20 protein-coding genes are annotated in these 24,975 nt (G+C 41.7%); 8 read left to right on the forward strand and 12 right to left on the reverse strand.

The features are described 5' to 3' along the window. Positions 1 to 21 precede the first annotated feature (21 nt). Positions 22 to 1,494: a sucrose phosphorylase gene (gene gtfA / locus BWD47_RS01050; RefSeq protein ID WP_065978950.1), complete on the forward strand. Its 1,473-nt coding sequence runs from the start codon at positions 22 to 24 to the stop codon at positions 1,492 to 1,494. Here gtfA and BWD47_RS01055 read toward each other — a convergent pair. Further along, complete coding sequence (locus BWD47_RS01055; protein WP_036972316.1) at positions 1,491 to 2,522, reverse strand: LacI family DNA-binding transcriptional regulator; 1,032 nt, start codon at positions 2,520 to 2,522, stop codon at positions 1,491 to 1,493. The genes gtfA and BWD47_RS01055 overlap by 4 nt on opposite strands. Positions 2,523 to 2,650: 128 nt before the next feature. On the opposite strand from BWD47_RS01055, the gene BWD47_RS01060 reads away from it, so the two are divergent. Next, positions 2,651 to 3,313: a YoaK family protein gene (locus tag BWD47_RS01060; RefSeq protein WP_036972315.1), complete on the forward strand. Its 663-nt coding sequence runs from the start codon at positions 2,651 to 2,653 to the stop codon at positions 3,311 to 3,313. A gap of 1 nt (position 3,314) precedes the next feature. Here BWD47_RS01060 and BWD47_RS01065 read toward each other — a convergent pair whose 3' ends face one another. Beyond that, a complete protein-coding gene (locus BWD47_RS01065) occupies positions 3,315 to 4,223 on the reverse strand; it encodes an AraC family transcriptional regulator (protein ID WP_075593200.1) in 909 nt (302 codons plus the stop codon). Positions 4,224 to 4,385: 162 nt separating this feature from the next. On the opposite strand from BWD47_RS01065, the gene BWD47_RS01070 reads away from it, so the two are divergent. Both BWD47_RS01070 and BWD47_RS01075 read left to right on the forward strand, forming a co-directional pair. After that, positions 4,386 to 5,906, forward strand: a complete 1,521-nt coding sequence (locus tag BWD47_RS01070) for an aldehyde dehydrogenase family protein (RefSeq protein WP_075593201.1) — start codon at positions 4,386 to 4,388, stop codon at positions 5,904 to 5,906. Positions 5,907 to 6,030: 124 nt separating this feature from the next. Then, positions 6,031 to 6,549, forward strand: coding sequence for a GNAT family N-acetyltransferase (locus tag BWD47_RS01075; protein WP_075593202.1), 519 nt, complete (start codon positions 6,031 to 6,033; stop codon positions 6,547 to 6,549). A gap of 567 nt (positions 6,550 to 7,116) precedes the next feature. On the opposite strand, the gene BWD47_RS01080 is transcribed toward BWD47_RS01075, so the two are convergent. After that, complete coding sequence (locus BWD47_RS01080; protein ID WP_075593203.1) at positions 7,117 to 7,590, reverse strand: hypothetical protein; 474 nt, start codon at positions 7,588 to 7,590, stop codon at positions 7,117 to 7,119. A gap of 236 nt (positions 7,591 to 7,826) precedes the next feature. On the opposite strand from BWD47_RS01080, the gene BWD47_RS01085 reads away from it, so the two are divergent. Both BWD47_RS01085 and map read left to right on the forward strand, forming a co-directional pair. After that, complete coding sequence (locus BWD47_RS01085; protein WP_074988714.1) at positions 7,827 to 8,045, forward strand: ParD-like family protein; 219 nt, start codon at positions 7,827 to 7,829, stop codon at positions 8,043 to 8,045. Continuing rightward, positions 8,026 to 8,817, forward strand: a complete 792-nt coding sequence (gene map / locus BWD47_RS01090; RefSeq protein ID WP_074988715.1) for a type I methionyl aminopeptidase — start codon at positions 8,026 to 8,028, stop codon at positions 8,815 to 8,817. Before BWD47_RS01085 ends, map begins: the two co-directional genes overlap by 20 nt. Here map and BWD47_RS01095 read toward each other — a convergent pair. The 3 genes from BWD47_RS01095 to BWD47_RS01105 form a co-directional block, all read right to left on the reverse strand. Next, positions 8,814 to 9,275 carry a hypothetical protein gene (locus BWD47_RS01095; protein WP_036972305.1) on the reverse strand — a complete coding sequence of 154 codons (462 nt, stop codon included), beginning with the start codon at positions 9,273 to 9,275 and terminating at the stop codon, positions 8,814 to 8,816. The two genes, map and BWD47_RS01095, sit on opposite strands and share 4 nt — an antisense overlap. Positions 9,276 to 9,402: 127 nt before the next feature. Then, positions 9,403 to 10,572, reverse strand: coding sequence for a BamA/TamA family outer membrane protein (locus BWD47_RS01100; RefSeq protein ID WP_256719140.1), 1,170 nt, complete (start codon positions 10,570 to 10,572; stop codon positions 9,403 to 9,405). 56 nt (positions 10,573 to 10,628) lie between these two features. Further along, positions 10,629 to 11,423, reverse strand: coding sequence for a hypothetical protein (locus tag BWD47_RS01105; protein WP_074988716.1), 795 nt, complete (start codon positions 11,421 to 11,423; stop codon positions 10,629 to 10,631). Between the two features lie 502 nt (positions 11,424 to 11,925). Between BWD47_RS01105 and BWD47_RS01110 the strand changes: the two genes are divergently transcribed. After that, positions 11,926 to 13,422 (forward strand): arylsulfatase, encoded by a 1,497-nt coding sequence (locus tag BWD47_RS01110; RefSeq protein ID WP_074988717.1) that lies wholly within the window; start codon positions 11,926 to 11,928, stop codon positions 13,420 to 13,422. A 55-nt stretch (positions 13,423 to 13,477) separates the two neighbouring features. On the opposite strand, the gene BWD47_RS01115 is transcribed toward BWD47_RS01110, so the two are convergent. The 6 genes from BWD47_RS01115 to BWD47_RS01140 form a co-directional block, all read right to left on the reverse strand. Next, a complete protein-coding gene (locus BWD47_RS01115) occupies positions 13,478 to 15,718 on the reverse strand; it encodes a tetratricopeptide repeat protein (RefSeq protein WP_074988718.1) in 2,241 nt (746 codons plus the stop codon). Positions 15,719 to 15,850: 132 nt separating this feature from the next. Beyond that, positions 15,851 to 17,899, reverse strand: a complete 2,049-nt coding sequence (locus BWD47_RS01120) for a S9 family peptidase (RefSeq protein ID WP_036972302.1) — start codon at positions 17,897 to 17,899, stop codon at positions 15,851 to 15,853. A gap of 73 nt (positions 17,900 to 17,972) precedes the next feature. Continuing rightward, complete coding sequence (locus BWD47_RS01125; protein ID WP_036972301.1) at positions 17,973 to 18,158, reverse strand: TonB-dependent receptor; 186 nt, start codon at positions 18,156 to 18,158, stop codon at positions 17,973 to 17,975. Positions 18,159 to 18,588: 430 nt separating this feature from the next. Further along, positions 18,589 to 19,815 (reverse strand): threonine/serine exporter ThrE family protein, encoded by a 1,227-nt coding sequence (locus tag BWD47_RS01130; protein ID WP_074988806.1) that lies wholly within the window; start codon positions 19,813 to 19,815, stop codon positions 18,589 to 18,591. A gap of 149 nt (positions 19,816 to 19,964) precedes the next feature. Beyond that, a complete protein-coding gene (locus BWD47_RS01135; RefSeq protein WP_074988719.1) occupies positions 19,965 to 21,185 on the reverse strand; it encodes a glycosyltransferase in 1,221 nt (406 codons plus the stop codon). Further along, entirely contained in the window at positions 21,182 to 22,189 is a 1,008-nt protein-coding gene (locus tag BWD47_RS01140; protein ID WP_065978959.1) for a LacI family DNA-binding transcriptional regulator, read from the reverse strand. Before BWD47_RS01140 ends, BWD47_RS01135 begins: the two co-directional genes overlap by 4 nt. 184 nt (positions 22,190 to 22,373) lie before the next feature. Here BWD47_RS01140 and BWD47_RS01145 point away from each other — a divergent pair, with 184 nt between their 5' ends. Further along, positions 22,374 to 24,797, forward strand: coding sequence for a prolyl oligopeptidase family serine peptidase (locus BWD47_RS01145; RefSeq protein ID WP_371915634.1), 2,424 nt, complete (start codon positions 22,374 to 22,376; stop codon positions 24,795 to 24,797). Positions 24,798 to 24,975: the final 178 nt, after the last annotated feature.

A 24,975-nucleotide genomic window follows, 5' to 3' on the forward strand; every position in this document is an offset into this window, starting at 1 on the left:
TTCAACTTGGTATTAACAATTATGATCAACAATAAAGTGCAATTAATCACCTACGCAGACCGGATTACTGGTCAAGGTATTGATGAATTAAGTAATTTATTAAATGGCCCACTTAAAGATGTGTTTGCAGGTGTACACTTATTGCCATTTTATAACCCGATTGACGGCAGTGATGCTGGTTTTGATCCCATTGATCATAGTGAAGTGGATTCACGCCTTGGCAGTTGGCAAGACATTCAAGCATTAGGTGCAAATTATGACTTAATGGCTGACCTAATCGTCAATCATGTGTCTGCTCAGTCATATCAATTTAAAGATGTATTAGCGAAAGGCAAAGAGTCTGAATTTTGGGATTTGTTCTTAACCAAAGACGATGTTTTCCCAAATGGAATGTCTGAAACAGAACAAAAAGCCATTTATCGTCCACGCCCTGGTAGCTGTTTCACACCTATTAAGTGTGGTGACGGTAATACGTATGACTTTTGGACCACGTTTACCGATAACCAAATTGATATAAATGTTAAGTCATTAGCAGGTATTGAATACTTAAATAATGTATTAACTAAGTTTTCAGAAAACAACGTCAATATCATTCGTTTAGACGCTGCAGGCTATGCAATTAAACAAGCTGGCACAAACTGCTTTATGCTCGATGAAACGTTTGCTTATTTAGACAAGTTGTCTGCTCAGGCAAATGATTTAGGCATGGAAACCATTGCTGAAATCCACAGCCATTATCAAACACAGGTTGAAGTCGCTAAACGTGTCAATATGGTATATGACTTTGCTCTTCCTCCTTTGATTTTACATAGTTTATTCAGTAACAACGCTGATGCACTCGTAGACTGGTTGGCTATTTCACCGCGTAATTGTTTAACCGTGCTTGATACACATGACGGTATTGGCATTATTGATGCGGGTCCAATGGGTGAAAAGCCAGGGCTATTAGATGCTGAACAAATTGATAATCTTGTTGAAACGATACATGAAAAAAGCAAGGGTCAAAGTCGCTTAGCAACCGGTGCGGCTGCAAGTAATGTTGACTTATATCAAGTGAATTGTACTTATTACAACGCACTTGGCGCAGACGATTTTGATTATTTACTCGCTCGTGCCATACAGTTTTTTGCGCCGGGTATTCCACAGGTTTACTATGGCGGATTATTTGCGTGTGAAAATGACATGGATTTATTGGCTAACACCAATGTAGGCCGTGATATTAATCGCCCATATCTGAGCGCGGCTGATATTGATAAAGCGCTCGCTAAACCGGTTGTTAACGGACTTATCAAATTGATTAAGCTGCGTAACGAACACCCTGCATTTAATGGTGAGTTTAATGTTAAAGGCGAAGGCACTAGTTGCTGTTTAAACTGGCATAAAGATGATAGTTCAATTGAACTTAAAGTGAATTTTGCCAGCCGAGAAGTCCTCATTATTGATCAGCATGATAATGAGCAAGTTTTAATTTCTCTGGCTGACTTTATCGCTTAACCGCTTTGGCCTATTTGCAGCTGGTAGTCAATCTGCGCTACTTGCTGTTCTTTTGATAAAAATAAGGTCGCTGCTAAGCGGCCTTTTTCTTCGCTATTTTGATGTACTGTTGTAAGTTTTGGCACAAATCGCTGGCCTTCATCAATACCATCAAACCCGACAATTCTGACATCGTTTGGAATAGAAAGCCCCATTTTGATAGCCTCACGCATGGCTGCTAAAGCAATTAAATCACTCATGCATAACAAGACATTAGGTCGGGGAGTGCTGCTTAATGCCTCTTTAGCTGCAATACTGGCGAAGCGTTCACTGCTTTCAGGAATATTCCACGTTCTATCATCGCTAAGTGTGACGCCCGCTTCGTTAATCGCTTGGTGATAACCCCGCAAACGTTGGTGCGCGATAGATTGCCCTGCTTCAAACTCATGATGTTCATATACTCGGCACAACACATTATCATTAAGGAGTCTGAGCCCTAAAATTGCCACCCGATCATCACTATTTTCGAGGGCATGCATGGCAATATCAAAACTTGCTTGTTGATTATTCACATTGACCGACGCTTCACGGCCAATGTCAAAGTCTACAGTAACGACATGTTTTGGTACTTTTTTTAACTGTTCGACTAGCTGTTTATTTCGGGGTCTACCATAACAAATAAAGCCGTCAACAAAGTCAACGACGCTGTTAAGGTTGTCGCTGTTGCCAGAAAATAACAGCAAGTTAATGCCATTTTTCTCGAGTACCGATGACACACCGCGCATAAAACTACTCGCCACTGGATCTGACACCATATACTCAACGCTATCAGGTAGCACTAAGGCAACAATATTAAAGGTGCCACGGCGCAATGATTGCGCGGCTTTATTTGGCCCGAAATACCCGAGTTTTTTACACGCTGCTAAGATTTCTTCTCGGCGTGCTTTCGACAGTTGATCTGGACGATTAAACGCATTTGATACGGTGGCATTTGAAACCCCTAATTCATTGGCAATACTTTTTAAGGTCCAGCTTTTAGGTTTTGACATGGTGGCAACTTAATCGATTTACTTATCAGTAAATTACCATAGAAAGACCCGAAAAAAAGTGTTTTTAACGATAAAAATAAGCGTAACATACAGATTAACTGACTTTTTGTTTACGAAGGTGATGAGGTTTGATTTCAAAATTACCAAAATGGGTAGAAGTTGGCGCATTGATCCTTGCGTTAGTCGCGGGGTTTGTCAATGCGATTGGGTTGCTTAGTTTTGAACATCAGGCAGTCTCGCATTTATCGGGTACGGCCACCTTACTTGGTGTAGGTATGATTAAGGGCAGTGTATTGGGTCTTGTACATGTGCTCGGCGTACTTGTGTCTTTTTTAGTCGGATCATGCATTGCTGGTTTTTTACTGAACAGCTCGGCATTAAAGTTAGGGCGTCATTACGACACCGCGCTATTTATTGAAGCTTTTTTATTATTGGGAGCGTTATGGTTGTTGTCAGAGGGATCTGGCTATGGGCACTTTTTGGCTTCGGCGGCGTGTGGTTTGCAAAACGCACTAGCGACCACTTACAGTGGGGCTATTGTTCGTACGACCCATGTTACGGGAATTTTTACTGATTTAGGTATTATGTTTGGGCGCTTTTTTCGGGGGGAGCCGTTAGATAAACGAAAAGCCAAACTGTTTTTGCTGATCATCGCAGGTTTTATCATCGGCGGCTGTTTAGGGGCCTGGTTTTTTATCCAGTTTGCCTTTTTAGCTTTGCTGGTGCCGAGTACGATTTGTATTTTGTTGGCAGTGACTTACCGAGTATATTCGCACCGTATTACAGAGTAACTTAATGGCTGGCAATGCTTTTAGGTGTTGCCCCAAAGGTTTGTTTAAACAGCCTGCTAAAGTGACTAAGGTTATTAAAACCAAGTTGATAACACACACTACTAATAGACTCACCTTTTTCTATGCGTTTATAAGCCTTTTGTAATCGCAGCTGCTGTTGCCAAAGTGCGGGAGTAGAGCCAAAGGCTAGCTTAAATTGTTGATAAAATTTACTGCGACTCATACAGGCAATTTTACACAGTACATCAATGTCGATAGTGTGCGCTAAATGTTGCTCAATATACTGGATAACATGGCTGAGTGGTGTTGCAAGCTTGCCCTGTTTGCAACTCGCAATCATTAAATCACGGCTTTGTTGTTGTAATAGTCGAGTGATAAGTTCATTCAGTGAAAGATCGATTAAGTAGTCTCTGTGCTGCTCATTTTCACTAAATAAATTGATCATGCGTTCGAGTAGTTGTTGGGTTTGAATGTTGTGTTCTGCATGGACTAACTTAGGCTCATAATGAAAAAAATCATCATGGCTAATTTGCTGCTCAACATTCAAAGCATCAACCACTTGGCTAATTTTGTCGGTACTAATTTCAATAGCTAAACAGGTCGTAGGCTGATTAAGAGATGCGTTTGGAAAATCAATTAATACCCCTTGCTTTGGCGCTAGTACAAACGACTGGTGTGGTAAAAACTCTTTGTGGTAGTCACTGTCGGCAACATGCATAATTTTTTTACCGCTGATCATGCCGCAAAATAATAGTTCGCTGGAATGCAGCGCGACTTTTTGTGCATCAAGGTAGGTGTCGTAAATGCTTAATTCGGCATGCTCACCGGCAAAACTTACCTTATTTTCAATTAGCACATCAATACGTTGGCGTTTTTTATCTAAGCGACTGTTGATTAGTGATGTGTTCATTGTTACCTCGTGTTTTCCCTTAAATTTGGACAAATAGTCAAAAAATCTGGACTGGGAATCAAATGTGTTTTGTTGAACTAGGCTAACTTCACTAGTTAGCGGTTAAATAAACAATAACCTACCGCCTAAATAAAATACAACAATTTGAAGAGAGAACACATTATGATCTATGCAAATCCAGGCAATGAAGGTGCCAAAGTTAGTTTTAAAGCGCAATATGAGAACTATATTGGAGGCCAGTGGGTCGCCCCCGTTAACGGTGAATACTTTGACAATATTAGCCCAGTAAACGGAAAGGTATTTTGTAAAGTACCTCGTTCAAGTAAAGAAGACATCGAACTTGCACTTGATAAAGCCCACGACGCAAAAGCAGCATGGGGCACAACATCGGTGACAGAGCGTAGTAATATTTTGTTAAAAATTGCGGACCGTATTGAGCAAAACCTCGAAATGCTCGCAGTGGCTGAAACGTGGGATAATGGTAAAGCTATTCGCGAAACCCTTGCAGCAGATGTTCCGCTAGCGGCGGATCACTTTCGCTATTTTGCGGGGTGTGTGCGTGCTCAAGAAGGATCAATTGGTGAAATTGATGAAACCACAGTGGCGTATCATTTTCATGAGCCTTTAGGGGTTGTCGGGCAGATTATTCCATGGAACTTTCCACTATTAATGGCTGCGTGGAAACTCGCTCCAGCACTTGCAGCGGGCAACTGTGTTGTTTTAAAACCTGCCGAGCAAACACCCGCATCAATCCTTGTTTTGCTCGAAGTGATTGGTGACTTATTACCAGCAGGTGTATTAAATGTAGTGAATGGCTATGGTAAAGAAGCGGGTGAAGCGCTGGCAACCAGCACACGCATTGCAAAAATTGCTTTTACTGGATCAACGCCTGTTGGTTCACATATTTTAAAATGCGCCGCCGAGAACATTATCCCTTCGACTGTAGAGCTCGGTGGTAAATCGCCCAACATTTTCTTTAATGATGTGATGGAAAAAGATGATGCATTTTTAAGTAAAGCCATTGAAGGGGCTGTACTTGCTTACTTTAACCAAGGTGAGGTGTGTACATGCCCATCACGTTTGTTTATCCAAGAAGATATTTACGAGCAATTTATTGAACGTGTACTGGCGCGCACATTACAAATTAAACGGGGTAACCCGCTTGATACCGAGACCATGGTAGGGGCGCAAGCATCACAAGCGCAGTTTGATAAAATTTTAAGCTATATTGAAATTGGTAAAAAGGAAGGCGCCGAAGTACTTACCGGTGGTGAAGTAGAGCAGTTATCAGACGAGCTTAACGGGGGCTATTATATTCAGCCAACGCTATTAAAAGGCACCAATGATATGCGTGTATTCCAAGAGGAGATTTTTGGACCAGTGATTTCTATGTCTACTTTTAAAGATGAAGATGAAGCATTAGCGCTGGCCAATAGTTCTGAATTTGGTTTAGGAGCTGGTGTTTGGAGCCGAAATATGAACCGGGCTTATCATTTTGGCCGCAAGATTGAAGCTGGCCGTGTTTGGACAAATTGTTATCACATGTACCCGGCACATGCGGCATTTGGTGGGTATAAAAAGTCAGGGATTGGTCGCGAAACACATAAGTTAGCGCTTGACCACTACCAACAAACTAAAAATCTATTAGTAAGTTACAGTGAAAATCCACTGGGCTTCTTTTAAAAGCAATTTCTTATTGTTGTCGAAACTACCCAAACGCCACTTTAGTTAGTGGCGTTTTTTTATCTATTTGTAATGCGCTTTTTCTGCTATTAATCAATTATTAATAGCAGGGAGTAAGTTAATAATGATAAGAAATACGACAATAGATGATAGCGAAGCGATTGCTGAAATTTATAATTTTTATGTTCTTAATAGCACCGTGACCTTTGAAGTTGAGCCGGTTACTGGGGGCGAAATTGCAAAACGTATACAGGCCAGTCTTGATTCTCATTTACCATGGTTGGTTGCTGAGGTTAACGGCAAGATCATTGGCTATTGTTATTCAACACCGTGGAAAGCGCGTAAAGCATATCAACACTCCGTTGAAGTCTCGATTTATTTAGATGCGCAGTGTCAGGCACAGGGAGTGGGAACACAACTTTACACTGCACTTTTCACACATTTAAAGACGCGTAATCTGCATGCTGTTATGGCAGGTATTGCACTACCTAATGCTGCCAGTATTGCATTACACGAAAAGTTTAGTATGAAAAAGGTTGCACATTTTCAACAAGTTGGAAAAAAATTTGATGATTGGATTGATGTTGCATATTGGCAGGTTATTTTAGCTGACATAAAAAAGCCCAGCGAACACACAAGCTAGGCTTTCGACAACAATACGGCTGAGTGACCACGTGTGCAGTCACTCACAATAAAAAAGCCCAGCGAACACACAAGCTAGGCTTTCGACAACAATACGGTTGAGTGACCACGTGTGCAGTCACTTACAATAAAAAAGCTTAGAGAACACACAAGCTAAGCTTTCGACAACAATACGGTTGAGTGACCACGTGTGCAGTCACTCACAATAAAAAAGCTTAGAGAACACACAAGCTAAGCTTTCGACAACAATATGGTTGGGTGACCACGTGTGCAGTCACCCGGAATAAAAAAGCTTAGAGAACACACAAGCTAAGCTTTCGACAACAATATGGTTGGGTGACCACGTGTGCAGTCACCCGGAATAAAAAAGCTTAGAGAACACACAAGCTAAGCTTTCGACAACAATATGGTTGAGTCACCGCGTATGCACTGACTCGGTATAAAAAAGCTTAGAGAACACACAAGCTAAGCTTTCGACAACAATATGGTTGAGTCACCGCGTATGCACTGACTCGGTATAAAAAAGCCCAGAGAACACACAAACTAGGCTTTTGTGACAACAATTCGGTTAAAGAGCTAAGTTTTGCTTAGCGCGGTTTAGGTTGTGATTAACTAAATCATTACCTGAGATTTTCACCGCTTCATAAAAATCTGCTAGAGCAGCCGTGTCGTTTTTCGACATAATGCGCGCAATACCACGGTTACTAAAAGCGAATGATGTAAGTTCACGGCGCTTATAGCCGCGTACTTCGCTTTTGTTAAGAAGCTCAATTGCTTCTGTGCAAAGTGATTCTGCGTGACTGAAGTTCTTTGACTTCACGCTTGCTGCACAACGATTAAATGCAAGTTCATATTGACGATTTAAGTCAGTTGATTGTGTTGTGTCTGCTAACACAGCATCATACTGGCCTTGCATAATGGCTTGCGATGAATCTGAGTCATTGATAACCATTAATTTATAGTCACTCTGATCAGCGATTGCGAAAGCTGAACAAGTAAGTAATGAGCTAAGGGCAAGTCGTTTTAAAAGTGGTTTAAACATGGTTAGTTTCCTCGTTAATCGCAGCATCGTTTGCTGATGAGTTAAMTTTAGAGTAATCCATCTAAACCGACAAACGATTAAAATAAACCTGATAGATGAATTTTTTTAACTCATAGCCTGCTTGAGTAAAAGGGCGAGCGACATGAGTGTGTTTGATTTAAAGGTGAAATAAATAACGCTTGCAATTTCATATTTTAAATATACGATCTGTATATGTTTCATATATTGGTGATGTAATGGGTATTGTTAAAATTAGTGATGAACTGCATGAAGAAATCCGTAAAGCAAGTACGGCGATGGTGCGTTCAATAAACTCGCAATCAGAGTACTGGATTAAAATAGGTATGTTAGCCGAGCTCAATCCAACCATGACCTACAGTGACATTATTAAAGAACAGTTACGGCTAGCGGATGTTGCCGTTAAGGAAGGAATCGATGAAAAAAGTGGTAATTAAAACACAGGACGAGCTGGCGCTCATGCGTGAATCGGGGCGCTTATTAGCCAAGGTGTTCGCGTATTTAGACCCTCATGTCAAAGCGGGGGTAACCACAATGCAAATTAACAACCTTGTTGAGCGCTATATTGTTGATGAATTGCAGGCAAGGCCGTCGAGCAAAGGCCAGTACGATTATCCTTATGTGCTAAATGCCTCTGTTAACGAGGTGGTATGTCATGGTTTTCCAAATGAAAAGTGCGTTTTAAAAGATGGAGATATCGTCAATATAGATATCACACTTGAAAAAAATGGCTTTTTGGCAGACTCCAGTAAAATGTACATGATTGGGGCGGTTTCACCGCTGGCAACGCGTCTGGTTAATAAAACTCAAGAGGCGCTGTGGCATGCAATCAACATGGTAAAACCAGGTGTGCGGCTTGGTGATATTGGTAACGCCATTGCAAATTTTGCTCACCAACAAGGCTATAGCGTGGTGAAAGAATACTGTGGACATGGCATAGGGCAAGAAATGCATGAAGGACCCGATGTGCTCCACTATGGTAAAAAAAATACCGGATTAGTGCTTAAAGAAGGTATGACATTCACCATCGAACCTATGATAAATCAGGGAACGGCTAAAATAAAAACCAAACCCGATGGGTGGACGGTTGTTACTCGCGATAAAAAACTTTCTGCACAGTGGGAGCATACTTTGGCGGTGACATCTGCTGGTGTGGAGGTGTTGACCTTACGTGAAGAAGAGCAACACTTTTTAAATCGCCTAAGTTAGAACGACACTTCGGGTGTTGGCTCTTCGGATAACCAATTTAAGGCAGCCGTTTTTGATTTGAATATGTTCATTGTCATTCCGGCTTTTTTATATAAGTTGCGGTACGTTTCTCGAAGCAGGTTTGCGCCTTCAAGTTCATCTGAAATCACCAACGCGGTTTTTTTTGAGGCGACACCTTTACGTTTTAGTTCTGATAAATACACCATCAGTTTTTCAAGTGCCCCCGGTGTTGCCATACATGAGTTTTCAAATTCAACCAATTCATACCAGCCTCCGTAGGTATCAATCAATTTAGTAATGTAGGCTTGTTGTATAAATGAATGCGCGTCGATAATTTCTTCGTTAAACGGTCCAGTCGCTGTTGCAAAGAGTGTGTGCTGATGTTGATAAAACTCAACTAATCCATGAGGTTTAAAGTTTTTATACGGAAAATGTTTGGTCGAGGCTGTGCTGCGCATAAATTCAATCCCTGAAACACGAATATACTGATTTATTATTAGTTTATTGATAGTAGCAGTTAATTATCCAACTTCAACCTTTGTGATTACACCATTTTAAAACGTTAGATTTAAATTTTAGGTATAACTACCATGTTGAACCCGCCTGAATATAGATAGCATTTTGTTCTGGGCCATGCGCTACATCTAAGCCAATACTGATACCATAATGCTCGTCAATTAAGTAACGAAAGCCCGCGCCTACTATATTTACGGTGTCTGCTTTTGATAAGTCAGAAAAATTATCGGCAGCCCAGCCCATACCCGTAAATGCATTTAATTTTATTTTATGAGTGACCTTATAACTGGCTTCTGCTTCAGTGACAAATACATTAAGCCCTTGGTAACGCGTAGCCGATACACCGCGCAAACCAATACTGGGTGGAATATATACGGGTAAGCGTTTTTCGCCTCGGTTATTAACCGAATCGTATTGCATACGTAATGCAAAGTTAAACTTATCGGTATAACGCCAGTAATTAAGAGCGGTTAGTTTTAAACTGGTGTAATCGACTTTACTGCCAATCGCCTCATCGAAATATAAGTACTCGGCTTTATAGTTAAAGCCACGCTCAGGGTTAAGCGGGTTATCTCGGCTATCGTACTCTAATAAGGGGCCAATACCTGAAGTATTTACATCGAGTGAAAGGTGTTCTTTGATGATGCCATTCTCAAGCAAAAAATCTTCAATGGGGTTCTCTGCCAAGCTAATGTCCACCTGACGATAAATTTGTTTGAAGCCATAAAAAAAGTTGCTGTCTTGATACCGAAGTTTTAAATTTTGAAATAGGGCAGGGCCTTCAATATTGAGAGAAAGTGGTGTGAGTAGTTTTATTTCGTCAAAGGTGTAAAAGTCGAGGTTTATACTCGCCCAACCAATAATACCTTGGTAGCGAATACGGTCTTCATCCCAAAAGGTAATATGCCCTATAGCGGCTCCTTTGGTGCCATTTTTTGTGCCCATAAGGCCCACTAAGCTGATGCTTTGTGGCAAGGTCGACCCTTCTTTTTTCTGCTTTTTTTTCTTCTTTTCGTTATCGTGAAAAAATAGCCCAACGACACCTAATCCTGGCCCGACGGCAGGCTCTGTAATAAAAGTTGGAATAGGTAAAAAAGAAATCGGTTCATCCACTTTTTGTTGCTGATTACTTAATTGCGTTTCTGCTGGCTTTATCGCGTAGTCATCATAGCTGGAAGCAACACTATGGGTACTCACGAACCATGCAGCCGCTAAATTTATTAGTACAACGTTTCTCACTTCTTTTTTACCTCAGTTTTGTGTTTTGCTTCCTTGGCGTTCGATTATCAATGTTTTTATAGCTGGTAGTTAAACTCCAAGCGATGGTCACCGTCCATGAAATCGACATTTTCATTCCAGTTTGCAAAATACCGCAGATTCATGCGTGGATTAATTTGGTAACTTGCAGCAAATTCGTGGGTTAGGATATGACTTTGATCAAGGCCATAATAATGGTCTTTGTAGGTATCACTTCCTCCAATGGTTGTTAACCAGAAGGGGTTGTAGTTCAGCCAGATTTTGTCGGAGATAGTGACTTTCGCGTACATACCTATTAACCCATACGCTCCCATAATTGAGTAGCCACTGTCTCGAGAACCATCGTCCTCACGTGCATTTTCACCCAACGACGCACCAACCCCAGCTAATGGATAAAACGAGAAACGTCCCATAGGTTTGAGTGCCTTAATATAGCTGTAAGATATATCCATACTTTCGTCGGCAACCAAATTCGCATTCAGGTTATAGGTTGCGTCTATTTGAGTGGCACTCATGGTGGTTAAATCAACAGAAAAATTACGGAAACGAAATGAATCGATTGAGTCTGTAGTTTTGCTATCACTGTCCCAACCTAATGTATCTCCGTAGATCCCTTTTACTTCAATGACATTCATTCCTGCGGTAGTTGCAATACCGGTGTCGTATGCTTGACCTATTTTAAGGTTAAGGCCTTTATTGGTTGCACCTATACCCACCTGCGTATAAACAGCGAGTGGATCCGACATATCCTGTACTGCTTTTTCTTCAGCGGCAACCACGCTAAGTGGCACACTCAATGAGCATAAAAGAACAGAAAAGTACTGTGAGTTCATGTGTTGTCCTTACACAAAATAGAGATAAAAAATAGGTACTTTAAGTACTTATAGTCTATTTGCTCGATGAGTTCAATAATCGAGCTGATAAAGTTAGTCGGTTACAAGCGAAGCATGGGATAGATCAATTTAGGGCAATTTATTCATGTAAAGAGCGTAAAAAAACCAGTAAAAAATCCCCTCACCACACTGCCTACACCAGAGCCTTAAGTGCACGTTTAGCCGTTTATAAATTTACAAATAAGGGCTGCTAGCAGCGATATCCACTGTGCTGTCTCCTTCATTTCATACTTGATTGCTTATTTGGTTGCTGAATAGGCATTTATAAATATTTAAAAGTTAATAAAATCAACTTATTAATAAGGGCTGTGTGGGTAAAAGAAAAGTTGATTTAAATCGTGTTTGCCTAATTTAGAAACTAGAAATGGTGGCTTTTTCATCTATACTGATTGTTGATTCATCATGAGACTATGATGTTATTAACAATGAAAAAGGATGATTTATGAAAAAACTACTCGCGGCGGTTATTTGTAGCTTGGTGTCCACCGTAAGCCTTGCTGCAGATAAACCAAACGTGTTGGCCATTATGGTTGATGACGTTGCCCCAATTTCACTTAGTGCATATTCGCATGGTATGACTTACCCGACCCCAAACATCGACCGAATTGCTAATGAGGGTGCGCTTTTCACAGATCATTATGCGCAACCCAGTTGTACAGCAGGGCGAGCGGCATTTTTAATGGGTCAGTTACCAATTCGTACAGGTTTAACAACGGTAGGCCAGCCCGGTAACCCGTTAGGAATTAAAGAAGCCGATCCTACATTGGCTGAATTCTTAAAAGACCGTGGTTACATGACTGCTCAGTATGGTAAAAATCATTTAGGCGATTTGGATGAACACTTACCAACTAAGCATGGCTTTGATGAGTTTTACGGTAACTTGTATCATTTAAATGTTTCTGAAGAGCCAGAACAAGCTGATTACCCTAAAGATCCGAAGTTTATAAAACAGTTTGGGCCACGAGGGGTTATTGAGTCATATGCTAATGGTAAAATTACGGATACAGGACCACTGACGCGTAAACGAATGGAAACGTTTGATGAAGAAGTGTTAGAGCGTTCGCTCAATTTTATGGAACGCGCTGTTAAAGCTAAAAAACCATTCTTTATTTGGCATGCCACTAGCCGCATGCATGTTTATACGCACTTAAAACCAGAAAGCCGTCATTTAGCAACCGATATTAGCTCGGAAGAAGATATTTTTGGTAGTGGTTTAATGGAGCATGATGGACATGTTGGCAAACTGCTGGACAAACTGGATGAGCTAAAAATTGCAGATAACACCATTGTTATTTACACCAGTGACAATGGTCCAGAGCAATCAAGCTGGCCTGATGCAGGCACAACCTCGTTCCGTGGTGAAAAAATGACAACCTGGGAAGGGGGTGTTCGCGTCCCATTTTTGGTTCGTTGGCCTAACAAAATTCCGAAAGGCTTAAAGCTCAACGGTATTTCATCACATGAAGATGTTTTTCCGACTATTGCCGCTGCGCTCGGTGAGAAGAACTTACGTGAGAAACTGAAAAAATCAGATAAAGTTTATATCGACGGTGAAAATAACCTTGATTACTGGACTGGTAAGGCTGATAAATCTGCGCGTAACTTTTTCTTTTATTACTATGAGTCGCAGTTAACTGCTGTTCGTTTTGGCCCTTGGAAAATGCACTTTGCAACGAAGCCAAAGGGGATTTACTACGATGATATGATCACTCACAGTATGCCCAAACTATTTAACTTACGTAAAGACCCTTTAGAGCATTACGACGGGGTAACGGGTTTTCACCAAATCATGCGTAAGAGTTGGTTATTGCAACCTATTATTGCCAAGTTAAATGAGCATGTAAAAACGTTTGTTGAGTTCCCGCCTCGCCAAGAAGCAGCCTCACTGAATGTAAACGAAGCAATAGAAAAAGCGAAGTCATTAAATTATGGCCACTAAAGCCAAACAGAGTCTGTAATAAATAGGGCCTTTTTAGGCCCTTTTTATGGCGTGTTTATTTACCAATACTGTTCATCATTTCTAGTTGTTGAATAAACTGTTGAACTTGCTGATTGCCCGGTACAAGGCGCGCTAAGTTTCGTGCATAGAAGAGTGCTTGAGCGTAGTTTTCTTCACCAGCATACCACTGGGCTAAACTGTAACTGATGTCTGGGTTATTTGGTGCGAGTGTGAATGCATGTTCAAGGGCTGAAATGGCATGTGGCATGTCACCCAAGTCTTGCAACAACAACGCATAAGTAAAAGAGTAATTGGCATTGTTTTTTGCAAAATTAGCGGCATTTTTTAAGTGACCTAACGCAGCCTCTTTTTGCTTGGTGCGAATTAAGCTCATTGCCAATGCATAATGCAAATCGGCACTTTCATTATTTACAGCTAAGCCTTGTTTCAAGGTTTTCTGGGCGGCCTCCTCATCTCCTTGATTTCGATATAAGTCGGCTAAGTTAACATAGGCAGGTGCAAAAATTGGCTCAATGCTGATTGCTTGCAGATAATGTGCTTTGGCTTCCTCTGGTTTTTGTAGAGTAAGGGCGAGATTACCTAAGTTGGTATGTGCGTACCCGCGCTCAGCTTGATACAGCTGGGTTTGTTTATATTCATTAAGGGCTTTATTCAGGCGCTCAGAGTCTGGTTCATTCAATCCACTTGGAAAAGCCTCCATTAGCATAGGCGCTAAGGCGCGGGCTGCTTCTGCTCTTATGGGAAGGTGCGTGTCATCAAGCAGTGGATTGAGCATTCGCCAGCGTTGGTTGATGTCAAAAGGCATTGCCGCTTCAATAGCTGCTTGGCGTTTCAGCGGCTCAGGATCTTTTACTGATCGCGCAATCGCAACTACGGCATTGTTATCGGGGCTGCTTGATAAACGGCTCAGTGCCGATGCGCGAATAATGTCAGGAAATGATTTGTCTTGCACAATTTTTGTCAGCATGGCTGATGCATTGGGTAACCCATTATCAGCGACATGGAACGCCTGTGAAAAGTGCTCTTTGCCTAAATGTGCCGAATTTGGGTGCCAGTTTCGTATCTGCTTTTCTGCCCACTGAGGTGTTTTATCTTCATGGCAGCTATTACAGGCATTGGGTGCATTGGTTTTAAGAGTTAGGTCTGGACGAGGTACGCGAAAACTATGATCGCGTCTGGCATCAACTTGCATGTACGTAGTAGCGGGCATATGACAATCAACACATTGGCTACCTTCACTTTCGAGTTTATGACCGTGGTGCTCGGGTGTGTCGAAATCGACTTGGCTGTGACACTGTGTACAGGTTTGGTTGCCGGGTAGTTTTAGCTTTCCTGAATGCGGGTTATGGCAATTACTACAGGTTACGCCTGCATTAAACATTTTACTTTGTAAGAATGAGCCCCACACATAATTTTCATCCCACACTTGGCCATCAACATGATAGAGCTCAGGCGTAAGCAGCGATCCGCGAAAATCCTGTAAAAAGCTATGGGGATCACTTCGGTCGTTAAGTTGCGAACGACGAGCATGACACGTTGCACAGACTTGAACTTGGTCGCTTTTTACGAGAGGTTGCACGCTTTTCATGCTGCCGTCTTTTTGGGTAGTGAACAACGGCGTTTGCGTATTTATATTGTTAGCAAAGCCTTTATCTGTTCTTTTTTTATCACCATTTGCCCATTTTAAGTGTTCAGTTGTATCGCCATGGCACGCTTTACAGCTGACGTTGATAGCGCTGTAGGTTGAATTAAAGCGGTTGGTGTTAAGATCGAATTGCTTTTTAAATTCAGTTGAATGGCAATCGGCACACATGTGATTCCAGTTTTGTCCTTTTTGTGACCAGTGAAATAAATCATGTTGTTTTTGCTCAGGATGAAGCACAAACCAGCGCTGCCCGCCGTTTTCCTTACTACGAGAATCCCACGCAAACGGAAAAAGCTGAATGTGGCCTCCTCCCATATCAAACATATATTGCTGCAGTGGCTCGTAACCAAATGTATATAAAACGGGATAGTCAGTCAGTGTGCCGTTAAGGTTTGGCATAGCAATAAATAGCTGTTGGTCGCGTGTATAAAAGCGTGCTTTTTGATCTTGGTATTCAAGTGTTTGATCATCAAAGTTGCCAAGCACTGTGGCCGGTGTGGCTTTTTCCATTGCATGAAAATGGTGTGATGTTTGCCAATCCTCGACCTGACTTTGATGACAATTAATACACGCAGGTTCTGCGAACACTTTCACAGCAACGAGACTGATAAAAATCCAGATTAGGCGCATCACTGAACAATTCCTTTTTATTTTTTTAGTAAACCTATTAATGAGTTATATCAGTTTGAGCTGCATAATCAAAGTACAGTATTAAATTAAAAACGCCCTGCTTTTTAAGGACAGGGCGTATAGGGAAGTGCTTTATTCTGCTGCTTGTTTACGTGCTTTTAATTTTGCAGCATGGTCAATTTCAAATTCAGGCATGTCTTTATTACCCTTCATTAAATAGTTATCCATCCAGCGCATTAATCGTAAGCTGTAATCGTATTGAGCAGCCACTTTTCGGTTGCCGTGGCCTTCGCCTGGGTAATACACCAAACGCACATCTTTACCTTGTACTTTCATGTAGCGATATAGCTCCATTGATTGAGCAGGGTGTACGCGAGGATCATCTTTACCGTGCATAATAAGTAGCGGTGTTTTAGATTGACCAGCCCAATATATTGGGCTGCGCTCTAAGTACCACTGCCATTTATCCCACGGGTAAGAACGCGCGTGAACAAGGTTCATTTCATTCGAAATATCAGTTGTACCAAACTTAGAGAGTTGATTTGAAACACCCACAAACATGACGCTGGCAGCAAAGTGCTCGGTGAGCTTAGTTGCAGCCCATGCAGAGGCATAACCACCGTAAGAGCCACCGGTAATACCCACACGTTTGCTATCAACTAACCCCATTTCAACTAAATGGTTTTTAAAGTCGACAAGGTCATCAAACTCTTTACCTGCATAGTCGTTTTGGCCAAGCTTAGAGTAGTCAACCCCTTTACCTGTTGAACCGCGGTAGTTTGGATAAAACACTGCATAGCCGCGTGCTGCACCCATTTGCCCTGGGCGAGAGTAATTGGTTAACCAGCCATTTTTGTCATGACTTTCAGGCCCACCATGCACCGACATAATGAGTGGGTAACGGGTTCCTTCTTGGTAATCTAGTGGGTAAATTAGTACCCCTTCAATGTCTACACCGTCGCGCGCTTTTAGCGAGATAGTCTCTTGCTTTGCAAAGCGTTTATCGCTTAACCAGCTGTTTGAATCGGTTAAGCGGGTGGCTTTATTACCGCGAATAATAAAGACTTCGTTCGGGTGCTGCGCCGTATTAGCGCGAACAGCAAGTGTTTTGTCTGAGTCAGATACGCTTAGGTTTGTGGCAATAAATTTGCCTTCTTTGATAATCTTTTTGTACTTATTGCTACCAGTTTTAATACTCGCAATAAAGCTTTCAGTGCCCACATTGGCTATAAAATTAAGTGTATTGCGTTTATGAGACCACTCAAAGTCAACAACATGCCCCATAAAGTTTGGCAGCCATTCAGTGATTTCGGCTGTATCAGTGTCGGCTATAAATAAGCGACCTGTGGCTGGGTCGTGTTTGTCTTCGGCCCCTAAAATAGCAATATATTTACCATCGGCAGACAGCTCAGCATCGCCTAGCTTGCCTTCTGTTTTAAAAGACAGAGTGACTTCATTGCTTGCAATATCATACAAGTGCCACATTGATTTAGTGTATTTATCATCAATAAGCGCTGTTGGTTGGGTTTTAACAAGTAGTTTTTGACCATTTGCAGACCAATTCATATCACTGACGTAGTCATTTACATTCAGTGCTGTAGGCTTTAATGGGGTGTTAGAGTTCGCTAAATCGACAATAAACAGCGCTTTATTATCCAGACCTAACTCATAAACTTCAGCCATAAAACCAAGTTTTTTTAGTTCTTTTTCAGACTTGTCTTTTGCTGGTAATGCCAAAATAGCCACATGTTGGTTATTTGGGCCTAATTTATAGCTTGAAATAGATGTGCCTTTTAACGACAACACTTTTTGCGCTTGGCCACCATCAACAGGGATTTGGTACAGTGAAGTGTATTCGTCATCATTCAATTTAGCTAAAAAGTACACCGTTTTGCTGTCGTTAGACCATTGAATGCTTTTGATATTGACCTTACCTGTAATGTAAGGACGTTCAACGCCTTTGTCGTCAACAATGAAAAGCTCACTGTAATTGTGGCCATTTTTATCTTTATATAATGTGCGCGGGACCGAGCGTGTAAAGGCAACATTATCGCCATCTGGGCTGACACTGGTTTGAACGACAGATTGAATCAATGGGATATCATCAATCGTGATAGTATCGTTGGCTACAGCAAATGTGCTAGACAAACCAACGGCTAAGGCTAAAACTGACTTTAGCATAGTGTTTTCCTTCGCTTGTTTTATTATTGTCACCGATTATAGCAATATGAAACAGGATTAGTAACGAATGCGGTTAATGACTATACCGAATGCCTAAATAGAAGCGACGACCATTTTTGTATATGCCTGTTGGAGCATACTGATTGCGCTCATAGGTATAGGTTGTTTCATTGGTGAGATTGATAGCATCAAAAATAATATCAAACTGTGTTGTCAGCTTAATAGTTAAGTTACCATCGAGTTGCCCAAAATTGTCCATTCTCTTGAATTCGAACTTATGTTTTATTATTTAGTTTTAAGTGCTTAGTTGCATACACAGAGCACTTAACGGGTGTCAAACTAACGCAACGTATAGCGTGTTAGTATTAATGAGTTAAATTTACTTATTGTTTTTTAGATAATTAAATAGCGGACATTCACAACTTTCAGATGAAAAAGTGGGCAAATTTAAAAACGATTCGATACTGATTAAAAGAAGCTGAGAATAAACACGAAGAAGGAAATTTTAAATTGTCGCGGGGCACCTAGGTATTTTGTTTGTATCAGTTATGCAGTAACCTCGTTTTTAATGCGAAGCTTTAATCCATGGCGAACTTGGTTTCCTTTAGAAGGGGGGGGGTCTTGACTTTACACGCTTGCTTACGACTGCCGATAACCAAAAAGCCCGAGTAAACTCGGGCTTATATAAATTACAAACTCTTTTTCGGTGGCAGCGCAACGTTGGCGAAAATTAAACCCGCTACTAACGACATAAAAATCAAGAATGTTTGCTGACCTATGTGCTCGGCGTACACAAAATCTTGACCTTCAATCAGCGAGTTTAGGCCAATGTAGGTCTTGCTCCCCGGGACTAACACGATTAATCCTTGCATGGCGACGATAGAAGCAGGTGCATTCGCAACACGGTTAAACAGGTTACTAAAAATACCAACCGATAATGCCCCTACAAATGTACCCAAGGTGTAGTCAAGATACATTGCTGAGCCAATGCTTGTACCATATGCAATAAAACCTGATGCAATTGACCATAGCGCATGTTTAAGCTTGGTTCTAAATATCACGATTAAGCTGCTACATAACATGAAAATAGCCAGCCATGCGGTCCACTTGGGTAATGGTTCTGGTTGCACAAAATCGGCTTGTCCGAAAATCGCAAACCCGATACCAATACCAATAAAAGCACCAAAATAGAGTTTAAACAGCAACATAAAGGAATCCATGACTCTGGCTGTTCCCGACACCAAATGCCTCGCTGCAAGTTCGGCAAAGCCTAACGCTAAAGCAAGCCCCGGTATAAACACAATAATGGCAGAGAGAACAACTAACCGAATATTAATTTCGGCATCGAGGTACACACTCACTGCACACGCTAAAATAGCGGAAACAATGGCCACTAATGGTTCAAGCATATGAGCAACGCGCTTAGAACGTGTTGACCAAAGAACAAATAAATACACCACTAAAGTCAGCAGTGCAGACCAAAATACATCATTCCAACTGGTGCCCATTAGCATTGCAAATGCACCACCTGATGTTGCAAACGCAACGCCAGTGGTAAATTTGTTGTAAGGGTTTGGCATGGTGTAAATAATGTCGAGCTGTTTATCAACCTCTTGCAAGGTTAAATCGCCATTGAGCATTTTATTTACCAGATCATCGGTATCAGCAAGCGAGCCTAAGTCATGATCACCCGGATCAACGCGTGCAACATGGGTGTACTCTTCTTCGTGGCCATCTGTCCAGATCACAAACGTCACTGAAGTAGGCGACATGACGAAGGAGGATTTTAGGCCAAGATATGTTGCGACTTCCATTAAGTGCGCTTCAAGTCGATATGCTGGTGTGCCATATTTATGGAGCATTTTACCCAGCTTAACGATAAATTTTCGTTTTTCAGTAAACGTTGCGTTTTTCAAAGGCGTTTTGAACCAAAGGTTAAATTGTTCAGTTAAGGATAGACCAAATTTCAATAAGATATAGTCTGCAAAGCAGACTATAAAGCTTAAATTTACCAGCGCGATTTTAGCGACAAACGCTACTATGTCTAGTGTTATTTAGGGGTAATTTACTTATTTTTTGCTTCAATCCATTGCGCCATATATTGTGTTGAACGCATTGTGTGATGTTTCAGCATTTGCCCTGTGAAATTGTTGTGTCTATGGCTTATCAGTGACTCACTGACGTGTTCAATTTTAGCCATTAATTGCGCTTCAAGTTTTGATTTATCATAATATTTTTGCAATAACTGTTTGCCATATTGCTGAGCTTGAATAAACGCAGATTCATCTTTGTAAAGTGCTACGGCGGCGTCGGCAAATTGCTCTGCATTTTCGCAAACTGTACCTGGCCACGGCTCGTTTAGGTGCATGCCTTCACTGCCAATTGGGGTGGTGACACTCGGCGTTTGCATGATCATCGCTTCCAGTAACTTACCTTTAATACCGGCACCAAAGCGCAGTGGCGATAAGCATACGCGAGCATCTTCCATCACTTTATAGGCATCATCTGCCCAGCCTTTTATTAAAAATCCTGTTTTAGGGTTATTAAGTGCCGTTGCTTTAGGCGGTGGGTAAGAGCCATAAATATGTAATTCGGCGTCAGGTAACTGCTTGCGGATCAACGGCCAGATTTGTTGTAAGTAAAGGACTGCATCCCAATTTGGGGCATGGCGAAAGTTACCAATCGTCATAAAATGCTGGCGCTCATTAAAGGGTTTTGTGTTGGTCGGAAGCGCTTTTAAGTCGACTAAAAATGGCAAGTGATGCAATAACGCACTATCAACGTTGAATACATCGTTTAGTAATTGCATTTCATAGTGCGAGATGATCAAACTAATATCTGAGCGCAAAATAGCGGCTATTTCACGTTTGGCAATATCACTGTGTAAGTCTGCAAAGCTGAATGCACGTCCTGCTTTATGTGCCTCGTGGCGAGCGTTTCTTAAGCATTGCAAGTCTTCTGTGTCGAGGATTTTTAAAGCATTGGGACAGTATTTATCTACACGCCAACCAAATTGCTCTTCCATCATGAAGCGATCAAACATCACGATATCGGGATTATAAGCTTGTACATACTGATCAAAGCTGGCGCAGTTTAGGGCAATGACTTGGCTGGTTATGCCTTCGTTTGCAAGGTCAATCATGTGCTCTGTTTTTTGCGCTGGGCTGGCAAACTCGACCTGCCAGTTTTGTGCTCGAAAGGCGCGCAATAGCGACATCATGTGGGTGCCGGCGGCAGAGGAGTTTGGCTCTGGCCATACATAGCCGATCACTAACACTTTTTTCATTGACTTGAGTCTCGTATTTGTAAATTGACATCCACCAAAGTGCGGACAGGTGGTGTCGATTGATTAAGAAGTTCTTTTAAAACTTGGCAAGTGCGCTTACCAATTTCATCGGCATTTATTGCAATGGTTGAGAGCGATGGTAGCATTAATCGCGAATCTTCAAGATCATCAAAGCCAACAACTTTAATGTCTTTGCCCGGTTCTAATCCATGTTGGCGCATTGCTTCAATGGCACCATAAGCAATCACATCGTTAAAGCAAATAATCGCTTTGATATGCGGGGATTTTTTGATCAAACTGTTGAAGGCTTCGCGGCCACCTTGACGATTTGTTTGTGCCTGAATAACACGTTTGTCTTCGCTTATATTAAATTGTTTAAGCGCCGATAAAAAACCACTCAGTCGCTCATGGTAGTCTGATATTTCATCTACACCACCTAAAAAAGCAATTTCTTCAATACCTTGCGACAGGATATGGCTGGTAGCAATATGAGTGCCTTTTTTGTTGTCGGGTAAAACGCACGGAGCTGCCGAAAAGGGAACCTCACGCATTATATTAATTACAGGAAAGCCGCTATTAATCAGGTCATCTTGCCAGCTTTGTTCGGTGCCAGGGGCCGGGCACATAATAAAAGCAGACACATTGTATTCTTTTAGAGTTTTTACAACTTGCTTTTGTCTTTCTACACATTCGGCAATATTTACCAACATAGGCAACATCCCTAAATCGTAAATATGCTTCTCCAAGCCTACTGCTAGTTGCGCTGAGTAGGGGTTGGTTAGGTCATTAATTACCAGTGCGACAAGATTCGAGCGCTTACTTCGAAGTGCTGCGGCGTCTCGGTTATATACATAACCAAGCTTATCGATGGCAGTCAGCACTTTTTCTTTACTTTTATTACTGACTTTATCACTGTTAGTGAGAACCAAAGACACGGTAGATTTTGATACTTGCGCTTCTTTGGCTACGTCCCAAATAGTGACTTTGCCCGTTAATTTTTTCATTTTTGTCTAGCGAAAAGTAGCGAATATAGTGTGCTTATATTAGCGTAATTTAGTGATTTAAGTCACTGATTAGCTGCCAAAAGAGTCGAAACTCTTTATAAAATGTCTTAAACTATTTTCTTAGTCGGAAATAAAAACGAAAAAAGGAACTAACATGAAAGCATTAAAATTGCTTTTTACGCTGATGATTGGCGTGTCAGTTTGTACTTCAAGTTTTGCCAATGAAGGGTATCAAACACCTTCACCTGCCTTGGCTTCGGTTGTTGATGCTAAATTAGCCCCCAGTAGTTATTTATCAAATGATGCCGAGTGGTTGGCATTATTTGATAGAAAACGTATTGATACCCTGCAAGATCTTGCGAAAGAAGAACTAAAACTCGCCGGAATTAAACTCAATCCTGCCAATTTTTCGCGCTCACGTGAGCGCGCTATATTTACGTCTCTGGTGCTAAAGCATGTTGAAACAGGGAGTGAAATTACGGTATCGGGTTTACCCAATGGTTTAATTCGCTCGCCCAGTTGGTCAAGTGATAGTCAATACTTAGCCTTTGTAATTGAACAAAAAAATAGTGCCAATTTATGGGTTTATAACGTCAGTACAAAACAAGCAAGGCAACTCAGTGATACGCCGTTAAACTCAGTATTAACGCGTACTCCTTACATGTGGTTACCCGATAGCAGTGCTATCGTTGCAAATGCGGCTGTTAATTTAGGTAAAACTCGTTTAACCAATGACAGCACGGCTGTCGTGCCGGTAATTCAACAAAGTACAGGTGAAAAAGCACCTGCGCGCACTTATCAAAATTTATTAAGCAGCCCCTTCGATGAAGCGCAGTTTAAGTTTTTTGGCCAAAGTCAGCTTACTTATATTCCATTGAGCGGCCAAGCGCAGCCAATTGGTCAAGCTGGGTTAATTAAGTCGTTTTCAGTATCGCCCGATTCAACCAATATTTTGGTGGGTATGATCGATGAGCCTTTTTCGTACCAAGTTCCATACCAACGCTTTGCTGCTACATGGCAAATTTGGGGAATGCGCGGTTACACCTTGGCTGAGCTGGCAAAACAGCCGCTAGCCGACAATATTCCCCAAGGTTACGACAGCGTTCGTACTGGCCGTCGAGATTTTCAGTGGCGTTCAGACCAAGGTGCCGAAGTCATGTGGGCAGAAGCACAAGACGGTGGCGATATGAAAACAGATGTAGCGCACCATGACTACCTTTATAGTCTGCGCGCTCCGTTTAAACGTGAACCTAAGCTATTTGCTAAAGTAGAGCGTCGCTTCGACTCAATAGAGTGGGGCAGTAACAATGTTGCCTTATTATCTGAATGGCGTTTTAGCGACAGACAAATACGCACATTTGTTATACAACCTCGAAATGCCGATAAAAATCGCGTGCTCTTTTCTGAGCGCAGTTACAATGATGCTTATAAAGATCCGGGTTACCCAATCTACGAGAAAAACGACTTAGGTGAAAGTGTCATCAAAGTGGTTGGCGGTCGTTATATTTATTTCCGTGGTAATGGGGCGTCTGAGCAAGGAAATATCCCATTCTTAGACCGTTACGATGTAAAAACAAACTCAACAACCCGTGTTTGGCAATCAGCTGCACCTTATTACGAGCGTGTGCGTGCGATGTTAGACGATGAAGGCGAGCGTTTGATCACCATACGTGAATCAAAAACGGAGCAACCAAATTTCTTTATTCGTGATTTAGATAACGACAAACTCACTCAATTAACTACGTTTGAGCATCCTTACCCTGAATTTAAAGGCGTAACTAAAGAGCTTATTCGTTATAAAAGAGAGGATGGTGTTGAACTGAGTGGCACACTTTACTTGCCGCCGGACTATGACAAAACCCAAGGAACGTTACCTGTACTGATGTGGGCTTACCCGCTTGAATACAAAGATAAAGCGGTGGCATCGCAAGTGCGCGAATCACCGTATGAGTTTACTTACATTGGGTATTGGGGGCCTATGCCGTACCTTGCAAAAGGGATTGCGGTATTTGATGACCCTAAAATGCCAATCGTAGGTGTCGATGGTAAAGAGCCGAATGACCTTTTCCGTACTCAGCTCGTATCGAGTGCGCAAGCCGCTGTTGATGTATTGGTTGAAAAAGGCATTGCCGATAAAGACAAAATAGCGATTGCTGGTCACTCGTATGGTGCTTTTATGGTGGCTAATTTACTAGCACACAGCGACTTATTTAAAACGGGTATTGCCCGCAGTGGTGCTTACAATCGCACATTAACGCCATTTGGTTTTCAAGGTGAAGAACGTGATTTTTGGCAAGCTCAAGATGTGTATGCCGCAATGTCGCCATTTTTCCATGCTGAGAAAATCAATGAACCTATGTTGATGATACACGGCCAAGAAGATCCAAATTCAGGCACGTTTCCAATGCAAAGCGAGCGCATGTACGCCGCATTAAAAGGCCTTGGCAAAGAGGCTCGTTTAGTTATGTTGCCTTATGAGGCGCACGGCTACCGTGCCCGTAAGAGCTTATTGCATGTGCTTTGGGAGCAAGAGCAATGGTTAGATAAATACTTATTAAGTGATGAAAAGCAAGTAGAGCCTGTTGCTGCTGAAGGTGTCACTCAGTAATTAGCAAAATACGTATATTAAGAATCCCCGCCTTTTAGCGGGGATTTTTTTGAGCGGCTAAAGCTGAAGTTAATGGTGGTCAGTATTACCAATTACGATTTAACGAGTTTGAGCTGCATAGAATTAATTGTTGAAAAAATTAATCACTAATTTTTTAATTTTTATCAACGAGATATTT

This window comes from Pseudoalteromonas sp. PAB 2.2, from assembly GCF_001938575.1.
Lineage (GTDB): Bacteria > Pseudomonadota > Gammaproteobacteria > Enterobacterales > Alteromonadaceae > Pseudoalteromonas > Pseudoalteromonas lipolytica.

Excerpts from the sequence above, each read along its gene's own strand:
- BWD47_RS01115 (WP_074988718.1), bottom strand. The coding sequence starts at position 15,718 with ATGCGCCTAATCTGGATTTTTATCAGTCTCGTTGCTGTGAAAGTGTTC.
- BWD47_RS01065 (WP_075593200.1), bottom strand. The coding sequence starts at position 4,223 with ATGAACACATCACTAATCAACAGTCGCTTAGATAAAAAACGCCAACGT.
- map (WP_074988715.1), top strand. The coding sequence starts at position 8,026 with ATGAAAAAAGTGGTAATTAAAACACAGGACGAGCTGGCGCTCATGCGT.
- BWD47_RS01095 (WP_036972305.1), bottom strand. The coding sequence starts at position 9,275 with ATGCGCAGCACAGCCTCGACCAAACATTTTCCGTATAAAAACTTTAAA.
- BWD47_RS01135 (WP_074988719.1), bottom strand. The coding sequence starts at position 21,185 with ATGAAAAAAGTGTTAGTGATCGGCTATGTATGGCCAGAGCCAAACTCC.
- BWD47_RS01105 (WP_074988716.1), bottom strand. The coding sequence starts at position 11,423 with ATGAACTCACAGTACTTTTCTGTTCTTTTATGCTCATTGAGTGTGCCA.
- BWD47_RS01110 (WP_074988717.1), top strand. The coding sequence starts at position 11,926 with ATGAAAAAACTACTCGCGGCGGTTATTTGTAGCTTGGTGTCCACCGTA.
- BWD47_RS01070 (WP_075593201.1), top strand. The coding sequence starts at position 4,386 with ATGATCTATGCAAATCCAGGCAATGAAGGTGCCAAAGTTAGTTTTAAA.
- BWD47_RS01075 (WP_075593202.1), top strand. The coding sequence starts at position 6,031 with ATGATAAGAAATACGACAATAGATGATAGCGAAGCGATTGCTGAAATT.
- BWD47_RS01080 (WP_075593203.1), bottom strand. The coding sequence starts at position 7,590 with ATGTTTAAACCACTTTTAAAACGACTTGCCCTTAGCTCATTACTTACT.
- BWD47_RS01125 (WP_036972301.1), bottom strand. The coding sequence starts at position 18,158 with ATGGACAATTTTGGGCAACTCGATGGTAACTTAACTATTAAGCTGACA.
- gtfA (WP_065978950.1), top strand. The coding sequence starts at position 22 with ATGATCAACAATAAAGTGCAATTAATCACCTACGCAGACCGGATTACT.
- BWD47_RS01140 (WP_065978959.1), bottom strand. The coding sequence starts at position 22,189 with ATGAAAAAATTAACGGGCAAAGTCACTATTTGGGACGTAGCCAAAGAA.
- BWD47_RS01145 (WP_371915634.1), top strand. The coding sequence starts at position 22,374 with ATGATTGGCGTGTCAGTTTGTACTTCAAGTTTTGCCAATGAAGGGTAT.
- BWD47_RS01085 (WP_074988714.1), top strand. The coding sequence starts at position 7,827 with ATGGGTATTGTTAAAATTAGTGATGAACTGCATGAAGAAATCCGTAAA.
- BWD47_RS01055 (WP_036972316.1), bottom strand. The coding sequence starts at position 2,522 with ATGTCAAAACCTAAAAGCTGGACCTTAAAAAGTATTGCCAATGAATTA.
- BWD47_RS01120 (WP_036972302.1), bottom strand. The coding sequence starts at position 17,899 with ATGCTAAAGTCAGTTTTAGCCTTAGCCGTTGGTTTGTCTAGCACATTT.